The sequence below is a fragment of the Haloarcula taiwanensis genome (assembly GCA_002844335.1).
In the GTDB taxonomy this organism is placed as follows: domain Archaea; phylum Halobacteriota; class Halobacteria; order Halobacteriales; family Haloarculaceae; genus Haloarcula; species Haloarcula taiwanensis.
Genome location: CP019155.1, coordinates 299,550 through 317,396, shown reverse-complemented (window position 1 = coordinate 317,396; position 17,847 = coordinate 299,550). Strand labels below are relative to the sequence as shown.

General features: G+C 60.6%; 17 protein-coding genes. 8 read left to right on the top strand and 9 right to left on the bottom strand.

Translation table 11 applies throughout. The features are described 5' to 3' along the window. Positions 1–31: 31 nt before the first annotated feature. Positions 32–1,189, bottom strand: a complete 1,158-nt coding sequence (locus tag BVU17_16580; protein ID AUG49193.1) for an aldehyde dehydrogenase — start codon at positions 1,187–1,189, stop codon at positions 32–34. Positions 1,190–1,355: 166 nt separating this feature from the next. Continuing rightward, positions 1,356–2,207 carry a protease gene (locus tag BVU17_16575; protein AUG49192.1) on the bottom strand — a complete coding sequence of 284 codons (852 nt, stop codon included), beginning with the start codon at positions 2,205–2,207 and terminating at the stop codon, positions 1,356–1,358. Between the two features lie 554 nt (positions 2,208–2,761). Between BVU17_16575 and BVU17_16570 the strand changes: the two genes are divergently transcribed. Further along, on the top strand, positions 2,762–4,063 hold the full coding sequence (locus tag BVU17_16570) for a hypothetical protein (GenBank protein AUG49191.1): 1,302 nt from the start codon (positions 2,762–2,764) through the stop codon (positions 4,061–4,063). A 63-nt stretch (positions 4,064–4,126) separates the two neighbouring features. Beyond that, positions 4,127–4,738 carry a transcriptional regulator gene (locus tag BVU17_16565; GenBank protein AUG49190.1) on the top strand — a complete coding sequence of 204 codons (612 nt, stop codon included), beginning with the start codon at positions 4,127–4,129 and terminating at the stop codon, positions 4,736–4,738. Between the two features lie 183 nt (positions 4,739–4,921). On the opposite strand, the gene BVU17_16560 is transcribed toward BVU17_16565, so the two are convergent. Next, positions 4,922–6,247 carry a hypothetical protein gene (locus BVU17_16560; protein AUG49189.1) on the bottom strand — a complete coding sequence of 442 codons (1,326 nt, stop codon included), beginning with the start codon at positions 6,245–6,247 and terminating at the stop codon, positions 4,922–4,924. 380 nt (positions 6,248–6,627) lie between these two features. On the opposite strand from BVU17_16560, the gene BVU17_16555 reads away from it, so the two are divergent. After that, a complete protein-coding gene (locus BVU17_16555) occupies positions 6,628–6,906 on the top strand; it encodes a photosystem reaction center subunit H (GenBank protein ID AUG49188.1) in 279 nt (92 codons plus the stop codon). 203 nt (positions 6,907–7,109) lie between these two features. Here BVU17_16555 and BVU17_16550 read toward each other — a convergent pair whose 3' ends face one another. Next, complete coding sequence (locus BVU17_16550; protein ID AUG49187.1) at positions 7,110–7,700, bottom strand: TetR family transcriptional regulator; 591 nt, start codon at positions 7,698–7,700, stop codon at positions 7,110–7,112. A gap of 179 nt (positions 7,701–7,879) precedes the next feature. Here BVU17_16550 and BVU17_16545 point away from each other — a divergent pair, with 179 nt between their 5' ends. The 3 genes from BVU17_16545 (at position 7,880) to BVU17_16535 (ending at position 10,692) form a co-directional block, all read left to right on the top strand. Beyond that, positions 7,880–8,479: a TetR family transcriptional regulator gene (locus BVU17_16545; protein AUG49186.1), complete on the top strand. Its 600-nt coding sequence runs from the start codon at positions 7,880–7,882 to the stop codon at positions 8,477–8,479. Then, positions 8,479–9,948 (top strand): MATE family efflux transporter, encoded by a 1,470-nt coding sequence (locus BVU17_16540; protein ID AUG49185.1) that lies wholly within the window; start codon positions 8,479–8,481, stop codon positions 9,946–9,948. The genes BVU17_16545 and BVU17_16540 overlap by 1 nt, the downstream gene beginning before the upstream one ends. A gap of 75 nt (positions 9,949–10,023) precedes the next feature. Further along, on the top strand, positions 10,024–10,692 hold the full coding sequence (locus BVU17_16535; GenBank protein AUG49184.1) for an SAM-dependent methyltransferase: 669 nt from the start codon (positions 10,024–10,026) through the stop codon (positions 10,690–10,692). An 11-nt stretch (positions 10,693–10,703) separates the two neighbouring features. On the opposite strand, the gene BVU17_16530 is transcribed toward BVU17_16535, so the two are convergent. From BVU17_16530 to BVU17_16515, 4 genes are all read right to left on the bottom strand, one after another. Continuing rightward, complete coding sequence (locus BVU17_16530) at positions 10,704–11,375, bottom strand: hypothetical protein (GenBank protein AUG49183.1); 672 nt, start codon at positions 11,373–11,375, stop codon at positions 10,704–10,706. A gap of 140 nt (positions 11,376–11,515) precedes the next feature. Next, positions 11,516–14,029: a polyphosphate kinase 1 gene (locus BVU17_16525; protein AUG49182.1), complete on the bottom strand. Its 2,514-nt coding sequence runs from the start codon at positions 14,027–14,029 to the stop codon at positions 11,516–11,518. 3 nt (positions 14,030–14,032) lie between these two features. Further along, positions 14,033–14,743 (bottom strand): serine/threonine protein phosphatase, encoded by a 711-nt coding sequence (locus tag BVU17_16520; protein ID AUG49181.1) that lies wholly within the window; start codon positions 14,741–14,743, stop codon positions 14,033–14,035. Between the two features lie 114 nt (positions 14,744–14,857). Next, a complete protein-coding gene (locus tag BVU17_16515; GenBank protein AUG49180.1) occupies positions 14,858–15,103 on the bottom strand; it encodes a hypothetical protein in 246 nt (81 codons plus the stop codon). A gap of 522 nt (positions 15,104–15,625) precedes the next feature. On the opposite strand from BVU17_16515, the gene BVU17_16510 reads away from it, so the two are divergent. Continuing rightward, complete coding sequence (locus BVU17_16510; GenBank protein ID AUG49179.1) at positions 15,626–16,228, top strand: SAM-dependent methyltransferase; 603 nt, start codon at positions 15,626–15,628, stop codon at positions 16,226–16,228. Positions 16,229–16,432: 204 nt separating this feature from the next. Then, entirely contained in the window at positions 16,433–16,804 is a 372-nt protein-coding gene (locus BVU17_16505) for a cupin (GenBank protein ID AUG49178.1), read from the top strand. 111 nt (positions 16,805–16,915) lie between these two features. On the opposite strand, the gene BVU17_16500 is transcribed toward BVU17_16505, so the two are convergent. Then, entirely contained in the window at positions 16,916–17,839 is a 924-nt protein-coding gene (locus BVU17_16500) for an LLM class oxidoreductase (protein AUG49177.1), read from the bottom strand. Positions 17,840–17,847 lie beyond the last annotated feature (8 nt).

The following is a 17,847-nucleotide window of genomic DNA, read 5'->3' as shown; positions in this document are numbered from 1 at the left end:
ATCGCCGAAAAATGGGTCGCTGGCTCTGGTGTCAGGGCTCCAGCAGCACCTTGGTGACGCCCTCTTCTCGGTTGTCGAAGGCCTCGTACATTTCGGGGGCCTTCTCGAGGTCGACACGGTGGGAAACCACCCAACTGGGGTCGGCGCGACCTTCGATGATCAGGTCGCGAAGCTCTCGGTTGTAGGACTTGACATTACACTGGCCGGTCCCGAGGGCCTGCCCCTTCTCGAAGAGCAGTCCGAAGTCGATTCCGAGGCGACCCTGTGCGGCCATGTCGTCCGGAGCGCCCGGGTCCTCAGGAACGTAGAGTCCCGGAATTCCCAGTTCGCCGGTCGGTTTCACCGTCCGGATGAGGTTGTTGATGACCACGGCCGGGTTCTCCCGCGCGGGGTCGTACGCGTCGTCGGCTTCCTTGTCCGGGTCGATGGCCTGGTACCCGACGGCGTCGACACCCTTGTCGACACCGCTGCCGTGTTGCTCTTTGATCTGCTCGACCGGATCGCCCTCCTCGAAGTTGATCGGTGTCGCGTCACAGTGTTCCTCGGCCAGTTCGAGCCGGCTCGGGACGCGGTCGATAGAGTATATTTCGGCCGCACCCTTGATCTTCGCACTATACGCGGCCATCAGCCCGACCGGACCGGCTCCGTAGATGGCGACGGAGTCGCCCGGTTCGAGGTTGGCGAGTTCTGTCCCGTGCCAGCCTGTCGGGAAAATGTCCGCGAGCAGCGAAAACGCGTCTTCGTGCCCGTCACCTTCCGGGAGTTTGAGTGCGTTGAAGTCCGCGTAGGGAATGCGGAGCTTCTCGGCCTGCCCGCCTTTGTACGGCCCCATGGCGACGTACCCGTAGGCTCCGCCAGCGAAGCCGGGATTGACGTTCGTACAGAACCCCGTGTACCCGCTCTCGCAGTTCTCACAGAAGCCACAGGCGACATTGAACGGTGCGACGACGCGGTCGCCTGCTTCCAGTGAGGAGACGGCGTCGCCGACTTCGGTGACGATACCCATGTTCTCGTGGCCGAACACGATACCGGGCTCCGCCGCGGTCCGCCCCTCGTACATGTGGAGGTCGGACCCGCAGATACAGCTCGTCGTGATGTCGATGAGTACGTCGTTCGGATGCTCTATTTCTGGTTCATCGACTTCTTCGACAGCCACTTCCTTCGGTCCCTTGTACACAACAGCGTTCATTGACATTGGTTAGCACAACCATATATCACGTAGTATAGCTGTCACTTATAACTAGTCAATTATAATGTATTATTCGCAGTAAGCTAGTGACAGCGAAGTTCAGGGGGCCGCTCCACATCTATAATAGGTTGGAACGCACCCAGAGAGCCCGAAAACCCCGGTGAATCTATTCCCCAGTCGAGGCAGACATCCCCCTCTGTGACGCTGTAAACGGTGTACTGTCGTGCCCTGACAGACGGAGAGTCAGGTAGACCAGCGAAACCATGACCGTGTTTTCGAGCACACTGACCACCAGATGTAGCTCGGATGGGACGGTCACCGTGACGAGGAGAGGCGGGTAATTCATCGATGCGTGGAACAGCGCGACGAGCCAGAGGTTGCCCGTCAATGCGTACACGCTCCCGTAGGCCAGCCCCATGAGCGTCAATCCGATGAGTCTGCCTGCGAGCGCCGAGCTAACACCGTGCCCCGATGCGAGGAACCACCGCGGGAGGTGAAACAGGGCGAACAGGGCCGCGGCGAGGCCGATGCCAGACAGCACCGCGCGCACAGTCGTCCCGCCGACCAGCCTTGTGAATTTCTGTTGCAGGTACGCACGGAAGAGAAATTCTTCCGGGATAGCGGTGAACAGAAGCGAACTGAAAAGCGCTGCGAGATACAGCAGCGGGTGGGCAGCGGTTCTCGACAGTGAGGCTTCGAACCCGGAGACGCCACCCAGTGCGAGGGCGAGCGCAACAAGGTTGTACAGTCCCCAGAACGCGGCGACGACTCCAATGGCGGGACCGAATGTGCGAACAGGCGGGAACAGAGAGCGCGGTGAGACGGACTCGATACTGAGCGCACCGGCCGTGAGTGCAACGAGGCCGACACCCCACATCATTCCCAAGATAGGGGGCGGCGATGCGCCGGGGGAGATGGTCACCAGTCCGGCGAGGACGGTAATCACAAGGAAGTACGTTGCAACGGGAATCAACGGCCCGCCGCTGAAGCTCGGCAGGCCAGTATCAGGGCGCAACATCAGGTCGGCATCTGATGGCCGAGCCAAAATGAACTTCTATCTCGGATTCCGGTGCGAATTCGTCGAGCATAACTGTTCAACGTGTGAATTGGTCGCGGCCTGTGAGGCTGACGTTTAAAACTGGTTTTTAGTCTCTGATAGCTTTAGTATGCTCCCGCTCAACGGATCAAACGCCGGCGACCGCCTGAGACTGGTCCCGGCTGCCAGCGCCCTCCCCCCTATCGGTTTCCGAGGATCGGAATCCGTCCAATCCGGTTGTCCACACGACAACGGACATAGCCCGTCGACCCCGTTGTCAATTGCGCGACTCACAGTGCGTTTGGAGTCCAGTTTGGAGCCACACCACAGACCGAACGTAATCATGAAACGACGTGTACGCCGGTTAGACTTGTTCTGTGTGAATTTTCGTCTGTCTGTTGTCACAGCCGACGTGTGCTGTGATATGTCGCACCGAGTAGCCGAGCAGTTCCGTACGGCGCTCGATACTGGACCAGTGTTCCCTAAGCGCCCGGCGCTCCACGTGCCGGCGGTACTATCGCGACAGGTGGTCCGCGGTGCGTGATCGGACTGTACTGCTGTTGGCCGTCGTCGCAATCGCGTCGCTCACTGGTAGCATCGCAGTTCTCGCAGTAACAGGGCCGACGGACGCCCGTCCGGATAGGGGAGGTCTCAAGTCAGTATCGATGGCAAACGGTTCCGCCGGCCAGTTCACCGAGCTCCACGCGGCCGGTGTCACGGGTTCGAACGTCTCGGTCGGGATTGTCGACCCAACTGGATTTGATACGGAGTCGAAAGCGATCGCCGGGCACGTCGCCGAGACGCGGGCCTTCGGTGCCGGTCCGGCAGACGAGACCGGCGAGGCCCATGGGACCGCGACAGCTGTCGTCGTGTCACGGACCGCACCGGACGCAGACCTGTATCTCGCCCGGGTCGACAGTGTCGACAGTTATCAGCAGGCAGTCGACTGGCTGGTCCGAGAGGACGTCGATGTGGTCGTCGCACCTGTTTCGTTCTACGGACAGCCGGGCGATGGGACCGGCCCCGTCGCTCGGAGCGCGACCCAAGCGACGGAGCGTGGGACAGTGTTCATCGCCCCGGCCGGTAATCTCGCGGAATCCCACTGGTCAGGGCAGTACGCCGTCGATACCGTCCAGAATCAGACGGTCGCGTTTACCAACGGGAGCAGACAGAATTACATCCGAGGTGGGACCAAAATCGCGGTCTGGCTCTCGTGGGAACAGGCCCACGCAGACGAGGATTACACGGTCGAACTGTATCGAACGAACGGCACCGACGCCCGTCTCGTCGCGCGCTCACAGCCCTACCGCGGCGACGACGTACCAAACGAACGAATCGTTGCTGATGTCAGACCCGGCGACTACTATCTCGCGATTCGCGGGCCGGCATCGCCGACTGGTGCACGGTTGCGGCTCGTTTCACCGACGCACGAGCTCCAGCACGCGTCTACTCGAAACAGCATCGTCGCTCCGGGGACGGCCCGCAAAGCGATTACTGTCGGGGCATACAACAGCCGAGTCGAGCAGCTCGAACCGTTCAGTTCCCGAGGCCCGACGGTCGACGAGCGGACCGGTGTCGACATCGTGGCCCCAGACAGGAAGTTCGCCGCCGCCGCACCTGACGGCTTTGTCGGCTCTTCGGCCGCAGTCCCATACGTCGGCGGGACAGCGGCCCTACTGCTTGAGGCAAACAAGTCGTTAACGCCCCACGAAACAGAACGCCTACTGGAACGGACCGCCAGAGACGTGGGACAGCCGGGACTCGACAACGAAACCGGCCACGGGGCGGTCCGTCCAGTTCGTGCAGTCCGAACTGCACAGAACCGCACTGACGGTTAAATATCGTTTTAACCCAGCCACAGGCCTTTGAGCGTCCCGTGTCATATATCCGATAGTGGCGTTATGTCGAGCCTCATCGAAAGAATACAGGAGCGGACCGGGACAGCTGACGAGTCACCGCGAGTACTCGATGTTGCAGAGAACGAAACCGACGACGTACTCGATGCGCTCGCCTCGGACACCAGCCGGTCGCTGTTCCGTACGCTGTACGACGACCCCGGAACGCCGTCGGAGATAGCGGACCGGTGTGACACGTCGGTTCAGAACGTCCACTACCACGTCTCGAACCTCGAAGACGCAGACCTCATCGAGCCGGTCGAAACGGTGTATTCGTCGAAGGGTAACGAAATGACCGTATACGGTCCCGCGAGCGACCCGATTGTACTGGTCGGTGACCGTGACCTAGCGCCGCGCATCCAGCAGTCGATGAGCAATGTCGTCACGGGGATAGGACTAATCGGCTTTGCGAGTCTTTTCGTCCAGTGGGGTGCAGAACGACTGGCAGACACAACCGCCGGAGCCGAGGTTTTGGCTCCGGCAAGTCCGAATGCAGGGCCAGTCGGTGGAACCAGCACGCTCGCATGGTTCGTTTTCGAAGTCGTCGAGCCGGGCGTGCTGTTTTTCTGTCTCTGTCTCACCGTTCTCGGTATCGCTGCGGTACTGGCTGACAAATAACTCTGGGCGAACTGTGTCGTAAGAAATCCACTCCCGCTGTGGTCGGTTTGAGCGCAGGGACCCATAGCTCACCGGCACTGCTGTCAGAGTCATTTCAGTGGGAGCGAACGTCCGAGCAGAAACATCGCCTCGAACAGTCTCGATATCGTTTCAAAACCAGACGGGGAGACGACTGTCGCGGCGTCAGTTCATGATGGACCGCAAGCACAGCCCCACGCCAGCGATAGCGAGAACGCCGCCGACGGCGATAGCGCCGGCACCGATTTCGAAGTCCCCGTCCTGTGACTGCTGTGCGGCCGTGTCACCGGTAACTGAATCAACCCCATCGGAAGCCGCGTCCGTAGACGAGTTGGCGCCATCGGTAACCACCAGCGTTCCGATTGCGTCGGGCTGGCCGGTCGCGTCAGTCCCACGGTACAGCGACAGGTCGTAGTCGGTTGCAGCGAGTTGCGAGTCAAGGGCGACCTCCGAACCCGACTCGACCGCCACGGCATCGGCATCCGCCGCGGTTTCGAGAGTGGGTTCGTCGTGTCCGGCCGCCGTAGTGTCAAACAGGAGACCGACACGATCATCCCCGTTCCCGTCGCGGACGGTCGCGTTAATCTCGTAGTTGCTGGCCGGGCTGCCAATAGAGATAGTGGCCGCGTCAGCGCTTGTGAGAACGATTGAAATCCGACCGGTGTCGCCCTGCTGAACGTTCGATACCGACTCCTCGAAGCCGAATTCGGCAGTCTCCTCGACCTCGAACTCTTCGGTTGCCGTCTCGTTTGCTTCGATGAGGAGGGTCCCGGTGGTTGGCGTGGCGTCGGTTTCTCGGCTCTCGAACACGCGATAGGTGTACGCTGCGGGAGCAAGCGTCGACGAGAGGTCAGGCTCTGTCGCAGTTACGGTGAGCGAGTCGCCGTCGTCCGCGACACTGAGGGTCTCTGAGTCTGTGCCGGCGGCCGCGGTGTCGAAGAGAACCAGCACTTCACCGTCATCATCCTCATCACTAACAGTCGCGTTGATCTGATAATTGACCGCCTCACTGCCGACGGAGAGCGTTTTGTCGCCGCCGTCACTCATCGAGATCGGGATTTCGGCTGTACCACCCTGGGGGACCGTGACGACCTTGTCGTCGGAGTCAGTCTCTGTCGGAGTCTGGATGTCCGGTACCGGGTCGGTGCAGTTGCCGTCGCACTCAGCGACGGTTCCAGTCCGTTCAAACAGCGTATCGCCGTCGACATGGGCAGAGAGTTCGTAGGACGTGTTCGCCGGCACGTTAGACATGTCGAACTGGGCGACGAACGTCCCGTTGGGCTGCACGCTGACCTCTCTTTGTTTAAGAAACGGGGACGACGCATCTTCCGACACAAGTCTGACCGTCATCTCCGTCCCGGATTCCAGCGTGGTCTCCCCGGTGACCACCTGTTGTTCGTCGGCGTACAGCGGCAGGCTGTCCTCTGAGACCGTGGCTTGCTGCTCCGCAGCGGTAAGGCCCGGACCCGTCGCCGCCACGGCAATAAGCATCGCGGCCAACGCTACCGACCGAACGCTCACAGAATCACCTCCCGAGGTCTGAGCATCTCTGCGTACGTTTGAAAGCGATGCTGCCAACAGTACCGCATCGCAGGTGGAGGGCAATTCGCTGGCATACGGTTAGCAATTATGAGGGGATTGAAAAACTGCCTTCGATAGCTTAAACTCGCGTTGAATTCGGCAGTGCCGGTCCGGACCGGTAGCCCATCGAGGCCGTCCTGATACGAATAGTACTATTTCTGACGGCTCCTCGGCGGCGATAATTTGCGTGATATTCACAGACACACTAGTTTTGTACTATGAGACGGCAGGACGCGGAAAGTTCTGATAGATTCAGTATTTTTATGGTAATTTCGGTATTGTTGACTAGTATGCGAACGGTCCTCGCAAACCAGCTCTCCAACGTCCGGGTCGTGAGTACCGATGGCCGCGAAGTCGGCACACTGCAAAACATTACCGTCGACACGGCCACGGGAGAGCTTCAATCGATCGTCATCGACAGCGACGTGCAGGAGATATTCGGCGTTGAGCGGGATCCTGACGGGGATGTTCGATTACCAGCATCCCTCATCGAATCGATGCGGGACCACCTGACCATTCAGCCGCCTGCACAACAGGGTGTCGCAGGTAGCGGGACTGTGGACTCGTAGGCAACCCGTCAACTGTTTAAACAGTCCGGAACGAATGCAGTGTTAGCCGACTGTATTCAACTGTCGTTGGCTGATGGGGAGGCGTGCCTACGGGACTTAGAGTTGATTTTGCGAGTTCGATACGCTCTGTGCTGTGATTCTATAGAATGGGCAGTCAGCGACTTCGATACGTAGCGACTGGCATCGGTGAGACAGGCGACGGGTCACCGTAACATCGCGTCAGCGTACTCACCCGCCGTCTGTCGGGCCGTTTCGAGTTCCGCAGTGTCATCCAGCATCACCGCGCGGGTCCGGGCACCGTCGATGATCGTCAGCAGCGAACGGGTAACGTGTTCCGCGTCGACATCGTTGAATACACCCTCGTCGATGCCGTGGTTGATGACCGCCTTGAGCAGGTACCGAATATACTCGTCGTTCTGGCGGAACCGGTCGCTGAACGCTTCCTTGTACGGTGCTTGACTCCGCATTTCTAGCAGTGCGACCGAGAGGTCGGGGTTTTCTTGGAGTTTGACCAGTAATTCATCAAGCAAGATGTCCAGTCGTGCTTCGGGGTCCGTCGTCTCGACATCGTGAATCGAATCAACGAACTGCTCCAGCAGATAATCGAGAAAGGCCGCCAGCAGGTCGTCTTTCGTGTCGTAGTAGTAGTGCACTGCAGCCGTCGATTTGCCGTACTCGTCCGCGATCCGTTTTATTGTGAGGTCAGCGTAGCCGTGCTCACGCAGCGCGCGGTAGGTCGCTTGCATTATCTCCTCGGTCTGGTCCGAGAAGGTCCGGTCCGATGGTCCAACCATTGTGTACCGGTTTCTCCTAAGGTTGGATAACCGTTGTGACCCGCATACTATTGCGCGGATGGATTATTAACTAGTTAATCCGATTGTCCCTTTTCTGTCCCTGAGAGTTGTTTATATCTCCATTTTCTGGCATCACAGCGTTTTTGACTAATCGGTTAGTAAGCTCAATCACAGCCGCCATGGATGACGATACAGCTACCGAGATTCTTGGGGCGACGTTCCGCGCCCTCTGCCAGCACGGGTGTGCCGCGCTCACGGTCAAAGACATCGCTGCCGAGGCAGACCGGAGCAAAGCGACGGTGCACTACTACTACGACAGCAGAGAGAACCTCTGTAGGGAGTTTCTGGATTTCTTGTGCGAGCGGTACACTGCAAGGATACTTGACGTGGACGGGAGTACACCGCGGGAAGAACTCGACTCGCTGTTGGATACAGTTCTCACTGATGAGCGACAGACGCCCGGTCAGGAGTTCAGAACGGCAATACTCGAAATAAAGGCACAGGCCCCGTACAACGACGCCTTCCGGACACAGCTCGCCAAGTTCGATGCCGTTCTCTTCGACCGGTTCCGTGAAATCATCGCGGCTGGCATCGAAACCGGTGAGTTCGATAGCGCGGTCGAGCCGGCCGTCACAGCGCAGTTCCTCGTGACCGGGATTACCGGAGCGCATGCTCGACACGTCGCTACGGACCGCTCGATAGACCAATTCAGCGAGGCAATTACGCGATGCGTTGAGACCGATTTCCGAGCGGAGACGCCAGTGGAGGCGACCCGCTGATGGGTGTTCGAAGTCGCGTTAGTGCCCTATTCAAGGGCCCCGAGGAGTTCGATCTCACGTCGGGTGGCATCGGGAAGCCGCTGTTCTTCCTCTCGATGCCGATTGTGATTACTAATCTCTTCCAGACCGCGTACAACCTCGCAGACACGTTCTGGCTCGGCCAGTACAGCACGGACGCGCTGGCGGCGATTAGCTTCGCGTTCCCGATGGTGTTCCTCCTCATCTCGCTTGGGATGGGGATATCCGTCGCCGGCAGCGTCCTCGTCGCGCAGTTCACCGGCGCGGGCGAGGAGCGCGACGCCGAGTACGCCGCCTCACAGACGGTCACGTTTGCCGTCATCGTCTCGTTCGTTCTCGGCATCGCGGGCTATCTTGGCGTCGATACGTTTCTGAGTCTGATGGGGGCGTCCGCAGACGTTCTCCCCATGGCGACCAGTTACATGGAGGTCATCTCACTCGGCCTGCTGTTCATGTTCGGCTTCTTCGTCTTCGTCGCGCTCATGCGGGGCTATGGGGACACGATAACGCCGATGCTCGTCATGTTCGGTTCGGTCGTGCTCAACATCATCATCGACCCGTTTCTGATATTCGGCTGGACAGTCGTCGAGAACGCGCCGCTCGTCGGGACGATTTCGTTCCCCGAACTGGGCATCGAAGGGGCCGCTATTGCGACCGTTTTTTCACGGGCGCTGGCGCTGGTTGTGGGGCTGGCGATCATGTTTCGAGGGAACCGCGGCGTCCAGATTCACCTCCGCGATATGGCTCCGGACCTCTCGTATCTCCGCCGCCTCGTTCGCATCGGTCTGCCCGCGTCCATCGAGGGGACGGGCCGGGCGCTATCGATGAACCTGCTGCTTGTCATCGTCGCAATGTTCCCGGACACGGTCGTCGCCGCCTACGGCATCGGAACGCGCGTGTTCTCGGTCGTTTTCCTGCCGGCGATCGCAGTTGCTCGTGGCGTTGAGACGATGACCGGGCAGAACATGGGGGCCGATAAACCGAACCGGGCAGCGAAAGCGGCCGGCCTCGCGGCGACGGTGCTGTTCGGTGTGCTCACCCTGGCTGGCGTTCTCGTTTGGTTCACTGCCGCACCGATAGCAGACCTGTTTACGACGGACGCCGAGGTCGTCGATATCACGACGCAGTTCCTCCGCTACGTTGCGCTGTCCTTCGGGTTTATCGGGATTATGCGGGCCTACACCGGAAGCTTCCGCGGTGCCGGAAGGACGCTCACCGCCGCAGCGATATCGGTGGTGATGCTCGGCGTCATCCGCTTCCCGATCGCGTGGTTCGCCGCGGCCCCGATGGGTGAATCCGGCATCTGGCTGTCGTTCGCTGTCTCGAACGTCGCAGGGGCGCTCATCGCCTACGGCTGGTATCGGCGCGGGACGTGGCAAGACAGCAACCTCACCGAAGCCAAGGTGGATATTGACGAGGCAGGCATGGAGATATCAGCGGACGGAGACTGACAGTCAGAGACGACAGGCCGTGTGACACCGCGCAAGTGAACCAATGCTTTCAGGGGGGCAAGCGTTACTGCTGCTATGCCCGCAGAATCGAATCCCAACCAAGGCCCCTCATCTCCGCTGTTCGCGGCTATCTACGACCCTGTCACGGCGCTCGTTGAGCGGACGCTCTTACGGCCACATCGTGAGTACCTGGTGGCGAATATGGATGGCACAGTGCTGGACCTCGGCGCGGGAACCGGCACGATGTTTCCGTATTTCGATCGGATTGCGACCGACTCGACAGCGTTTCACGCTACCGAGCCGGACCCGCACATGCGGCGGCAGGCAGAGGAGAAGGCAAACGCGCTGGCCACGCCGATTCGTATCGAGTCGGCACCAGCAGAAGCCCTCCCGTACGACGAGGGCACGTTCGACGTCGTCATCGCCTCAATGGTGTTCTGTACGATTCCGGACACCGAATCCGCGCTGAGCGAAATGACCCGTGTACTCAAGCCCGGCGGCGAACTGCGGTTTTTCGAGCACGTCATCGACGACGGATGGCGCGCCCGGATACAGTCGGCCCTCGCACCGCTCTGGAAACGACTCGCTGGCGGTTGTCATCTCACCCGGCAGACGGGGTCGCGACTCGCCGCGGCCCAGTCGTTCGATGTCGTCGAAATCGAGCGGCTCAATCTCGGTGTCACACCGGTCCGCCCGTTTGTTCGGGGACGGCTCCGCAAGCGCTCGGTGTCTCCGGCGGAGTAACTCGGCGGCGATTAACTCTGGCTCTGTGTGACAGACCCCTCCTCGTTCGGCTGGATAACGACGAACCCGTCGTCGCCGGTGAACTCCATCTGTATCGATTCCCCGGAGGTCTGTCCGATTTCGAACGTCTTGTTCATCTCGATAGACGGCGAGAGGTTCGAACTCCACGCGACGGTCGCGTCAGGGTCGGTGAACACCGGCGGTGTCATCACCAGCGGGTCGCCGTGTGTCGTCAGCGCGACCTCGCCGGGCCCGGTGAGGTAGACGTTCGTCAGGCCGCCGGCAGCCATGCCAGAGAGACTGCCGACAGTGTTGATTTCGTAGTCGACAGTTGATTCGAACGCGAGCACGTCAGTGCCGTTGACCGATATCGATTCTCCGTCATCGAGGGTCAGCACCTGTACCTTCTTGCCGTTCTCGGCTACGTAGAGGTGCCCGCTCCCCTCGGCTTCCATGACCGGCGTCCCTTCACCGCTCACGGCCTCCTTGACAAAGCCCGTGATACCGCCCTCCGCCGAGGACTTGCCGGTGAACGTGACCTCACCGGTGTACGCGACCATCGATCCGGCTTTGACCATCACTGTGCCGTCAAGCGGGATATCGAGCAGCCTGTTGTTCTCTTTCTGGAACCCATCGCCGCCGTCTGCAGGGGCGTTGGAGCGGACGAATTCCTGTAGATCCATAACTACACCGAACCACTGGATAGGCCATACGCATAGGCTTCCTGAAAGATTAAAACGCATTTTGTGCGAAGAGGTACCACATAGATGTGGGCAGACAACACTCGAGAGGGGCGGAGCCGAATAGCGGTATATCCGAATAGCTATTCCGTATCGCTATACAGACGTTTGAGGAGGTCAGTAACGCCAGCTTTGGTTTTGAGATAGCGCCGCTCGCCATCGGGCGTCCGGACAGCGTAGTCGTACACGACGCTGTCCGGGACGTACCACCGGTCGCCGTACTTCGAGAGTATCTGGTCGGTCTCCCCACCATCTGTGACTTCAGACGGTTCGCGGCCGGGTGTCTCGTCACTGGTGGCCGCGTACTGACCCTCGGTTTCGACTTCAGATTCAGACGGCGTTTCCGCCGCCGTCTGTCGAGTGCTGTCGCCTGCGATACAGAGGTCGCTGGACAGTGGGTAGTCACCGGGCATCCCGGCAGCGTGGTCCTCTGAGCGACCGGCCTTCAGCGCTTCGCGCATCAGGATGTCCTGTGCGCTTATCACGCGCTCGCCGTCAGCCGGATAGCGCTGGTGGTACTCGCCGTCGCTATCCATCTCCCACAGCTTGCGGTTATCCGCGAGAACGAGTTCGAGATTGAAGCGGAGCTGTCGCTGGATTTCGGGATTCGCGACAGGTGTGACGGCTTCGACACGGTAATCGAGATTGCGAGTCATCCAGTCGGCACTGCCGATGTAGTATTCCGGCTCGCCCCAGTCGTCTTCCGGGCCTGGCTCGGCCCGTGCGCCGTTCTCGAAATAGAAGATACGGGAATGTTCCAGAAAGCGGCCCACGAGCGAGTAGACAGAGACGTTTTCGCTAATGCCCTCCAGTCCGGGTCGGAGGCGACAGATGTCGCGGACGATGAGGTCGATGTCGACGCCGGCCATCGATGCGCGGTACAGTTCGGCAACGATGGCAGGGTCTTCGAGGCCGTTGACCTTTGCGACAATACGAGCAGGGCGACCAGCCTGCGCGTGCTGGGCCTCCCGGCGGATACACCGGGTGAACTCCCGGCGCATCGTTACCGGCGCGATGAGGAGTTCTCGAAACTCCTCGTCCAGCGACGGGCCAGTGAAGAAATTGAACACTTTGGTCAGGTCGCGGCCGATATCCCGGTCAGCAGTCAACAGCCCGAGGTCGACGTAGCCCTTCGCGGTTTCTGAGTGGTAGTTCCCGGTCCCGATGTGAGAGTACAGCTGGACGCCGTCATCTTCCTCGCGAACCACGAGCGCAGTCTTCGTGTGTGTTTTCAGACCAACCGTCCCGTAGGCGACGTGGATACCGTTTTCCTCAAGTTTCCGCACCCATTCGAGGTTGTTCTGTTCGTCGAAGCGGGCCTTCAATTCGACCATCACCGCGACCTGTTTCCCGTTTTCGGCGGCCGTTATCAGCGACTGGATTATCTGTGAGTCGCTTGCCGTCCGGTAGATAGCCGCTTTCACTGCCAGAACATCGGGGTCCTCTGCCGCTTCCGAGAGGAATCGCTGGACGGTGTCGGTAAAGTCGTGGTACGGATGATGCAGCAGGATATCCCCGTCGCGAATACGGCTGAACACGCTCGCACCAGTCGACTCGGACGCAGTGCTCGGTTGCTGTCGGTGGCTGTCAAGTCGGGGATGGGGCTGTGGCGTCCACTCGTCAAGCGAGAGGTCCGGCCGGTCGAGATCGGTCAGCTCAGCGAAATCTCGGTAGTCCAGCGGTCCCGGGAGGTCGTATATTTCGCGTTCGTCGAGACCGAGTTGTGTGGCGAGCGTCGAGCGAATCCGGGAGTCCGCGTCTTCGGAGATCTCCATTCTGACGACCGACGCGAAACGCCGCTGTTCGATGACATCCTCGACCATATCAATGAGGTCCTCAGCGATTTCCTGATTTCGGCGGACCTCCGCGTTGCGAGTCAATCGGAACAGAGCCGTGTCGACGATTTCGACGTTTGGTAACAGCAAATCGAGGTTCGCGCGGATGACCTCTTCGAGTGGGACGTACCGCGTTTCGTCCCCAATCTGGACCAGACGGGGTCTGTTCGGCGGAATCTTGATCCGGGTGAACGTCGGGTCCTCGGCGTTTGGCTGTCTGGTGAGAACAGCGAGTGACAGCGACCGGTTTGAGATAAACGGGAACGGGTGCGCCGGGTCGAACGAAAGCGGGGTCAGTGTCGGTAGCACAGACTCCTCGAAGTAGGTGCGCAGCTCCGACTGCTCCGCGGCAGTCGCGTTATCGTAATCCAGAATTTCGATGCCTTCCGCGGCAAGCGCGGGGCGAATCGCATCACGGTAGCAACGGGCCTGCGTCGCAAGCATCGGTCGGAGCGTCTCGTGGACTTCCTCCCATTGCTCCCGTGGCGTCCGCCCGTCCGGCGCTGTCTCGGTAACGTCGGCCTCTGTCTGTTGTTTGAGGCCGCCGATACGCTTCATCGTGAATTCGTCGAGGTTTCGGGTGACGATAGCGAGGAATCTGACCCGTTCCAGCAGCGGATTCCGTTCGTCCAGTGCCTCGTGAAGCACGCGCCGCTGGAAGGCGAGCGCACTCAGTTCACGGTTGAGATACAACGACGAGTCGGTCAGATCGACATCCGCCGGCTCGTAGGCAGGAACATTCAGTCCTGAATCTGGGTCCATGGATTACACAGACGTGGGTGGGGCGCGTTCCGGATCGACAATACTGTCGGCCGAGCGGTCTTCGTGAGTTGTCTCCGGTTCGACAGTTATGAAGTCGCCTGTGGAACACTGGTACGCCGTCAGTTGCCCGCCGTACACGCACCCGGTGTCCAGACCGACCGCGTTGGGTGTCTCGAACGGCTCGGAAAGCACCGTGTGACCGAAAAATATGCGAGGACGGTCACGGCGCGTTTCGAACCAGTACGGGCGGTCGTAGCTCCCGTCGGGGACAAGAGACCGCATGTTCAGCAGTTCGGTCAGTTCGTGTTCCGCGATGGGCTTGCGATGGTCGACGCCGCCGTGGACCACCAGCGAATCGTCCCACGATATCGCCGCCGGGAGCGAGGCGATCCACGAGAGGTCGTCGTCAGTCAGCGACGGTATCGATTTGCGGCCGTCGATGAGTTTCTGTTCGTTGTTTCCTCGAACCGTACGGAAGTTCGGCGTTTGCCGGACGATATCGATGACACCGGCGCTGTCCGGACCTTTTCGAACGAGGTCACCGACAAAGACGACGAGTTCGTCCGTAGTGGGGTCCAGCCGGTTCAGGAGTCGTTCGAGCGCCGGGCGGCAGCCGTGGATGTCGCCGACAACGTAGATTTCCTCCCATTCATCGCTGTTGATTCGCTGGTGTGATGCGTCGAGATCCGGGTGAAACGTCGGTGATGCGACCATCTATATGGAGCCGTTGGTGGTACGTCGGTGAATCTGGTATAGGTACTTTATATGTTGTCTATATAGCTGTACGAGAGCGAATATATGCCCGCTACCTGCTGAGAAACTGACCGATTACCCCTCAACAGCATCTTTTGTGTTTTCGACGTCCAGTCCGAACAGTAACCCGGCTAGAAACAGCAGTTCGTTACCCTGATAGTACTGTTCGAGCACGAAGTTTACCAGCCCGATATCCGGCGTGGTCGCCCCCAACAGTACCAGAACGAGCGCGAACGCCGCGGCGAGGCCGGCGATCAACCGGACGACGATGCCTGAGAGCAGCCCCACCACGAAGACGACAACAGCTGTGAAGAGAGTCATAGCCCGCTCCAGCGTGTCAAAACCGTTGATCGGACTGGGATTCGCATAGAGCACACAACGCTTCCGCCGTACTTAGTTCTACCAGCGGCAGGCAAAACAGAGCCGCGTCGCTCGATTTCGGCAACGATAGACGCCAGACAGCCCTCGCCCGGGTCGAAGTATGAGTCGTAGTCAGCAACGAGAGCAGAGACGGTCACGTCTTGCTAGCCGTCGGGGAGCGGCCCAGCGTCACGAACCCAGCGTGGCCGACGGCGTGCGTCCGGCGCGGTATGCCCACAGAAGTCGCCCTGCAGCAACCAGTACTCGTGGGTACTACCACCACCGATCAGAGTGAAGAGACGTCGTCGACCGACGAGTAGCCGCGTCTGGTCACATCTGTTTGCCCTGCCGTAGCTGGTCGCCTGCGGCTGAGTCACAGGTGTACCGATAACTCCGTCGGGAGTAACGCGCTCGAAAGCGGGTCTCGGCGGAGCCTGTGCCACAGCCCGTAGGCTTCATGTCTCGGCCACAAGTAGCAGAGCTATGCCGACCTGGGACGAGCGATACCGAACGGGCACGTACCCGCAGCGCCCGGACCCGCATCCGGTGTTAGAACGATACTTGCCGACCTTTCCACCGGGTCGGGCACTTGACATCGCGACCGGGACTGGGCGGAACGCGGTGCCGGTCGCAGCAGCCGGGTACCGCGTCGATGGGGTCGACCAGTCGCGTGCGGGGCTACAGATTGCCCGCGAAAACGCACACGCCGCGGGCGTCGAAGACAATATCGAGTGGATACAGGCAGACCTCGAGTCGTTCGCATACCCGGCGTCGACGTACGACCTCATCACGGTCAGCTTCTATCGCCCCGTCGACCGCCTCCCCGATATCATCGAGGGGCTGGCCGACGGCGGCTGTCTGTTCATCCAGCACCACCTCCGGACGACCGACGACGTGGACGGCGGCCCCTCTGGGGACCGATACCGGTTTGCTTCCAACGAACTACTAAGGGCCGGACTCGGATTGACTGTGTTACACTACGACGAGCGGACCACGACGACGGACGGAACGACTGCCGCCACCGCGCAACTGGTCGCCAGAAAGACACAGGGCAGTCGACAGTCGTATCCAGACATCGCGGAGTGAGTTGGGAAGCGACCGCCGCCGACAGGACACGGACGCAGGGCGGACGAAGCCGTTCGGGACCGACACTTTCCGTGGTGCGGTCGACCCCACTCGTATGGACTCACAGCGAAGGGAAGCGAGGCCCCCCAGTCGGCACGAACTGTATCGAACCAGTGTACCGAGGCGTCCACAGTCAGTCATAACTCCACGCACGGAGAGTGAGCGATGACGGCGACTGACTTCGACGCCGTCCGGGACTACGACGACGACCAGTTTTCGGCCGTCGAGGTGTTCCGCAGTGACCGACTGAAAGTCGTCTGTGGCTACTTCGAACCCGGACAGTTCATCCCGGTCCACGCGCCCGGGAGCGACGTAGTGATACACGTCCAGTCCGGGACCGGTGTCGTTCGTGACGGGGACACGAATCGGACAGTCGAACCGGGCGACGTGGTAGTCGTCGAGGCTGATACCGACCGCGGCGTCAAAGCGGACGTGGACAGTCGGCTGGAAGCGTTGCTGGTGACCGCGCCGCCGCCGAGCGACGCCGAGCACGAACCGGTTCGGAGAGGGCTCAGGCAGAACGAATTCGACCCATAAGCCAGATCAGAGGGTGGTGCTATGGACGCCCCACCAGAATGCGGCAGTCGGTGGGAACGACGGCAGCGTCACCCGCCGCGGGGTCCACAGAAACGGCATCGACGGCATGCGTCACAACTCATCGATGATTTCGCTGGCGAACGTCGTTATCGCCGCCTGTGGCTCCGCCGCTCGAAGGCCAACGATAACGTGGTCAAGGCCATAGTCATTGAGCCGCCTGAAGTACTCCCGGAACCATTCGACGCCGGCCCGGTATCCCAGATGGAGCGGTTCGGGTTCGGCCGTCGGGTCAGCAGCGAACGCAACCTGAACGGCAATCGTGAACGGCTTCTCGGGTGCGTGACTTCGCCACGTGTCGAGATACGACTCCAGGGTCGACTCTGGGAGGTGATAGAATATCCAGCCGTCGCCGTTCTCGGCAATCCACTCCGTGGACTGTCTGGCGTTCCCGGTCGGAAAGACCGGGAGCGTGTCCGTCGTCGGCTTCGGGAGGACATCCAGTTCGCCGTCGATGTGGCCCCAGGAGCCGTCGAGCGTGGGGTATTCCTCACGCCAGAGGGCACGAAGCGCGGCAACGCTTTCGCGGACGAGATGCCCCCGGTTGTCGGGGTCGACACCGAACGCCGGATACTCCGGGTCGCGGTCGCCCGAGGCAACACCAAGCACGAGACGGCCGTCGGAGAGCCGGTCGACAGATGCGGCCGACTTCGCCACGTGGATGGGATGGCGAAGCGGGAGCACGATACTCGCGGTACCGAGCGCCACCGACTCAGTGTGAGCACCGATGTGAGACAGCAGCGACCATGGGTCGAAGGCCCCGCCTGCGTCCCCAAATCGCGGCCAGTACGTCGGCACATCTCGTGCCCAGAGCGCGTCGAAACCAACCGCTTCGGCGTGGCTTGCGAGCCGGAGTTCCGCGTCGATATCCGGCGTCGACTCCTGTTCGCCTGTGAGCGGGAATCCGAGACCGAACGAGAGTCCATCCTGCTCGTACAGTCGGCGATAGCCGGCGTTCGCGTGGTCCACAGCAGTCATCAGGGTCC

What these genes read in the sequence shown, in the direction of transcription:
- BVU17_16515 (AUG49180.1), bottom strand. Translation starts at nt 15,103, where the DNA reads ATGACTCTCTTCACAGCTGTTGTCGTCTTCGTGGTGGGGCTGCTCTCA.
- BVU17_16500 (AUG49177.1), bottom strand. Translation starts at nt 17,839, where the DNA reads ATGACTGCTGTGGACCACGCGAACGCCGGCTATCGCCGACTGTACGAG.
- BVU17_16540 (AUG49185.1), top strand. Translation starts at nt 8,479, where the DNA reads ATGGGTGTTCGAAGTCGCGTTAGTGCCCTATTCAAGGGCCCCGAGGAG.
- BVU17_16580 (AUG49193.1), bottom strand. Translation starts at nt 1,189, where the DNA reads ATGAACGCTGTTGTGTACAAGGGACCGAAGGAAGTGGCTGTCGAAGAA.
- BVU17_16510 (AUG49179.1), top strand. Translation starts at nt 15,626, where the DNA reads ATGCCGACCTGGGACGAGCGATACCGAACGGGCACGTACCCGCAGCGC.
- BVU17_16525 (AUG49182.1), bottom strand. Translation starts at nt 14,029, where the DNA reads ATGGACCCAGATTCAGGACTGAATGTTCCTGCCTACGAGCCGGCGGAT.
- BVU17_16530 (AUG49183.1), bottom strand. Translation starts at nt 11,375, where the DNA reads ATGGATCTACAGGAATTCGTCCGCTCCAACGCCCCTGCAGACGGCGGC.
- BVU17_16560 (AUG49189.1), bottom strand. Translation starts at nt 6,247, where the DNA reads ATGCTTATTGCCGTGGCGGCGACGGGTCCGGGCCTTACCGCTGCGGAG.
- BVU17_16520 (AUG49181.1), bottom strand. Translation starts at nt 14,743, where the DNA reads ATGGTCGCATCACCGACGTTTCACCCGGATCTCGACGCATCACACCAG.
- BVU17_16575 (AUG49192.1), bottom strand. Translation starts at nt 2,207, where the DNA reads ATGTTGCGCCCTGATACTGGCCTGCCGAGCTTCAGCGGCGGGCCGTTG.
- BVU17_16555 (AUG49188.1), top strand. Translation starts at nt 6,628, where the DNA reads ATGCGAACGGTCCTCGCAAACCAGCTCTCCAACGTCCGGGTCGTGAGT.
- BVU17_16505 (AUG49178.1), top strand. Translation starts at nt 16,433, where the DNA reads ATGACGGCGACTGACTTCGACGCCGTCCGGGACTACGACGACGACCAG.
- BVU17_16565 (AUG49190.1), top strand. Translation starts at nt 4,127, where the DNA reads ATGTCGAGCCTCATCGAAAGAATACAGGAGCGGACCGGGACAGCTGAC.
- BVU17_16545 (AUG49186.1), top strand. Translation starts at nt 7,880, where the DNA reads ATGGATGACGATACAGCTACCGAGATTCTTGGGGCGACGTTCCGCGCC.
- BVU17_16550 (AUG49187.1), bottom strand. Translation starts at nt 7,700, where the DNA reads ATGGTTGGACCATCGGACCGGACCTTCTCGGACCAGACCGAGGAGATA.
- BVU17_16535 (AUG49184.1), top strand. Translation starts at nt 10,024, where the DNA reads ATGCCCGCAGAATCGAATCCCAACCAAGGCCCCTCATCTCCGCTGTTC.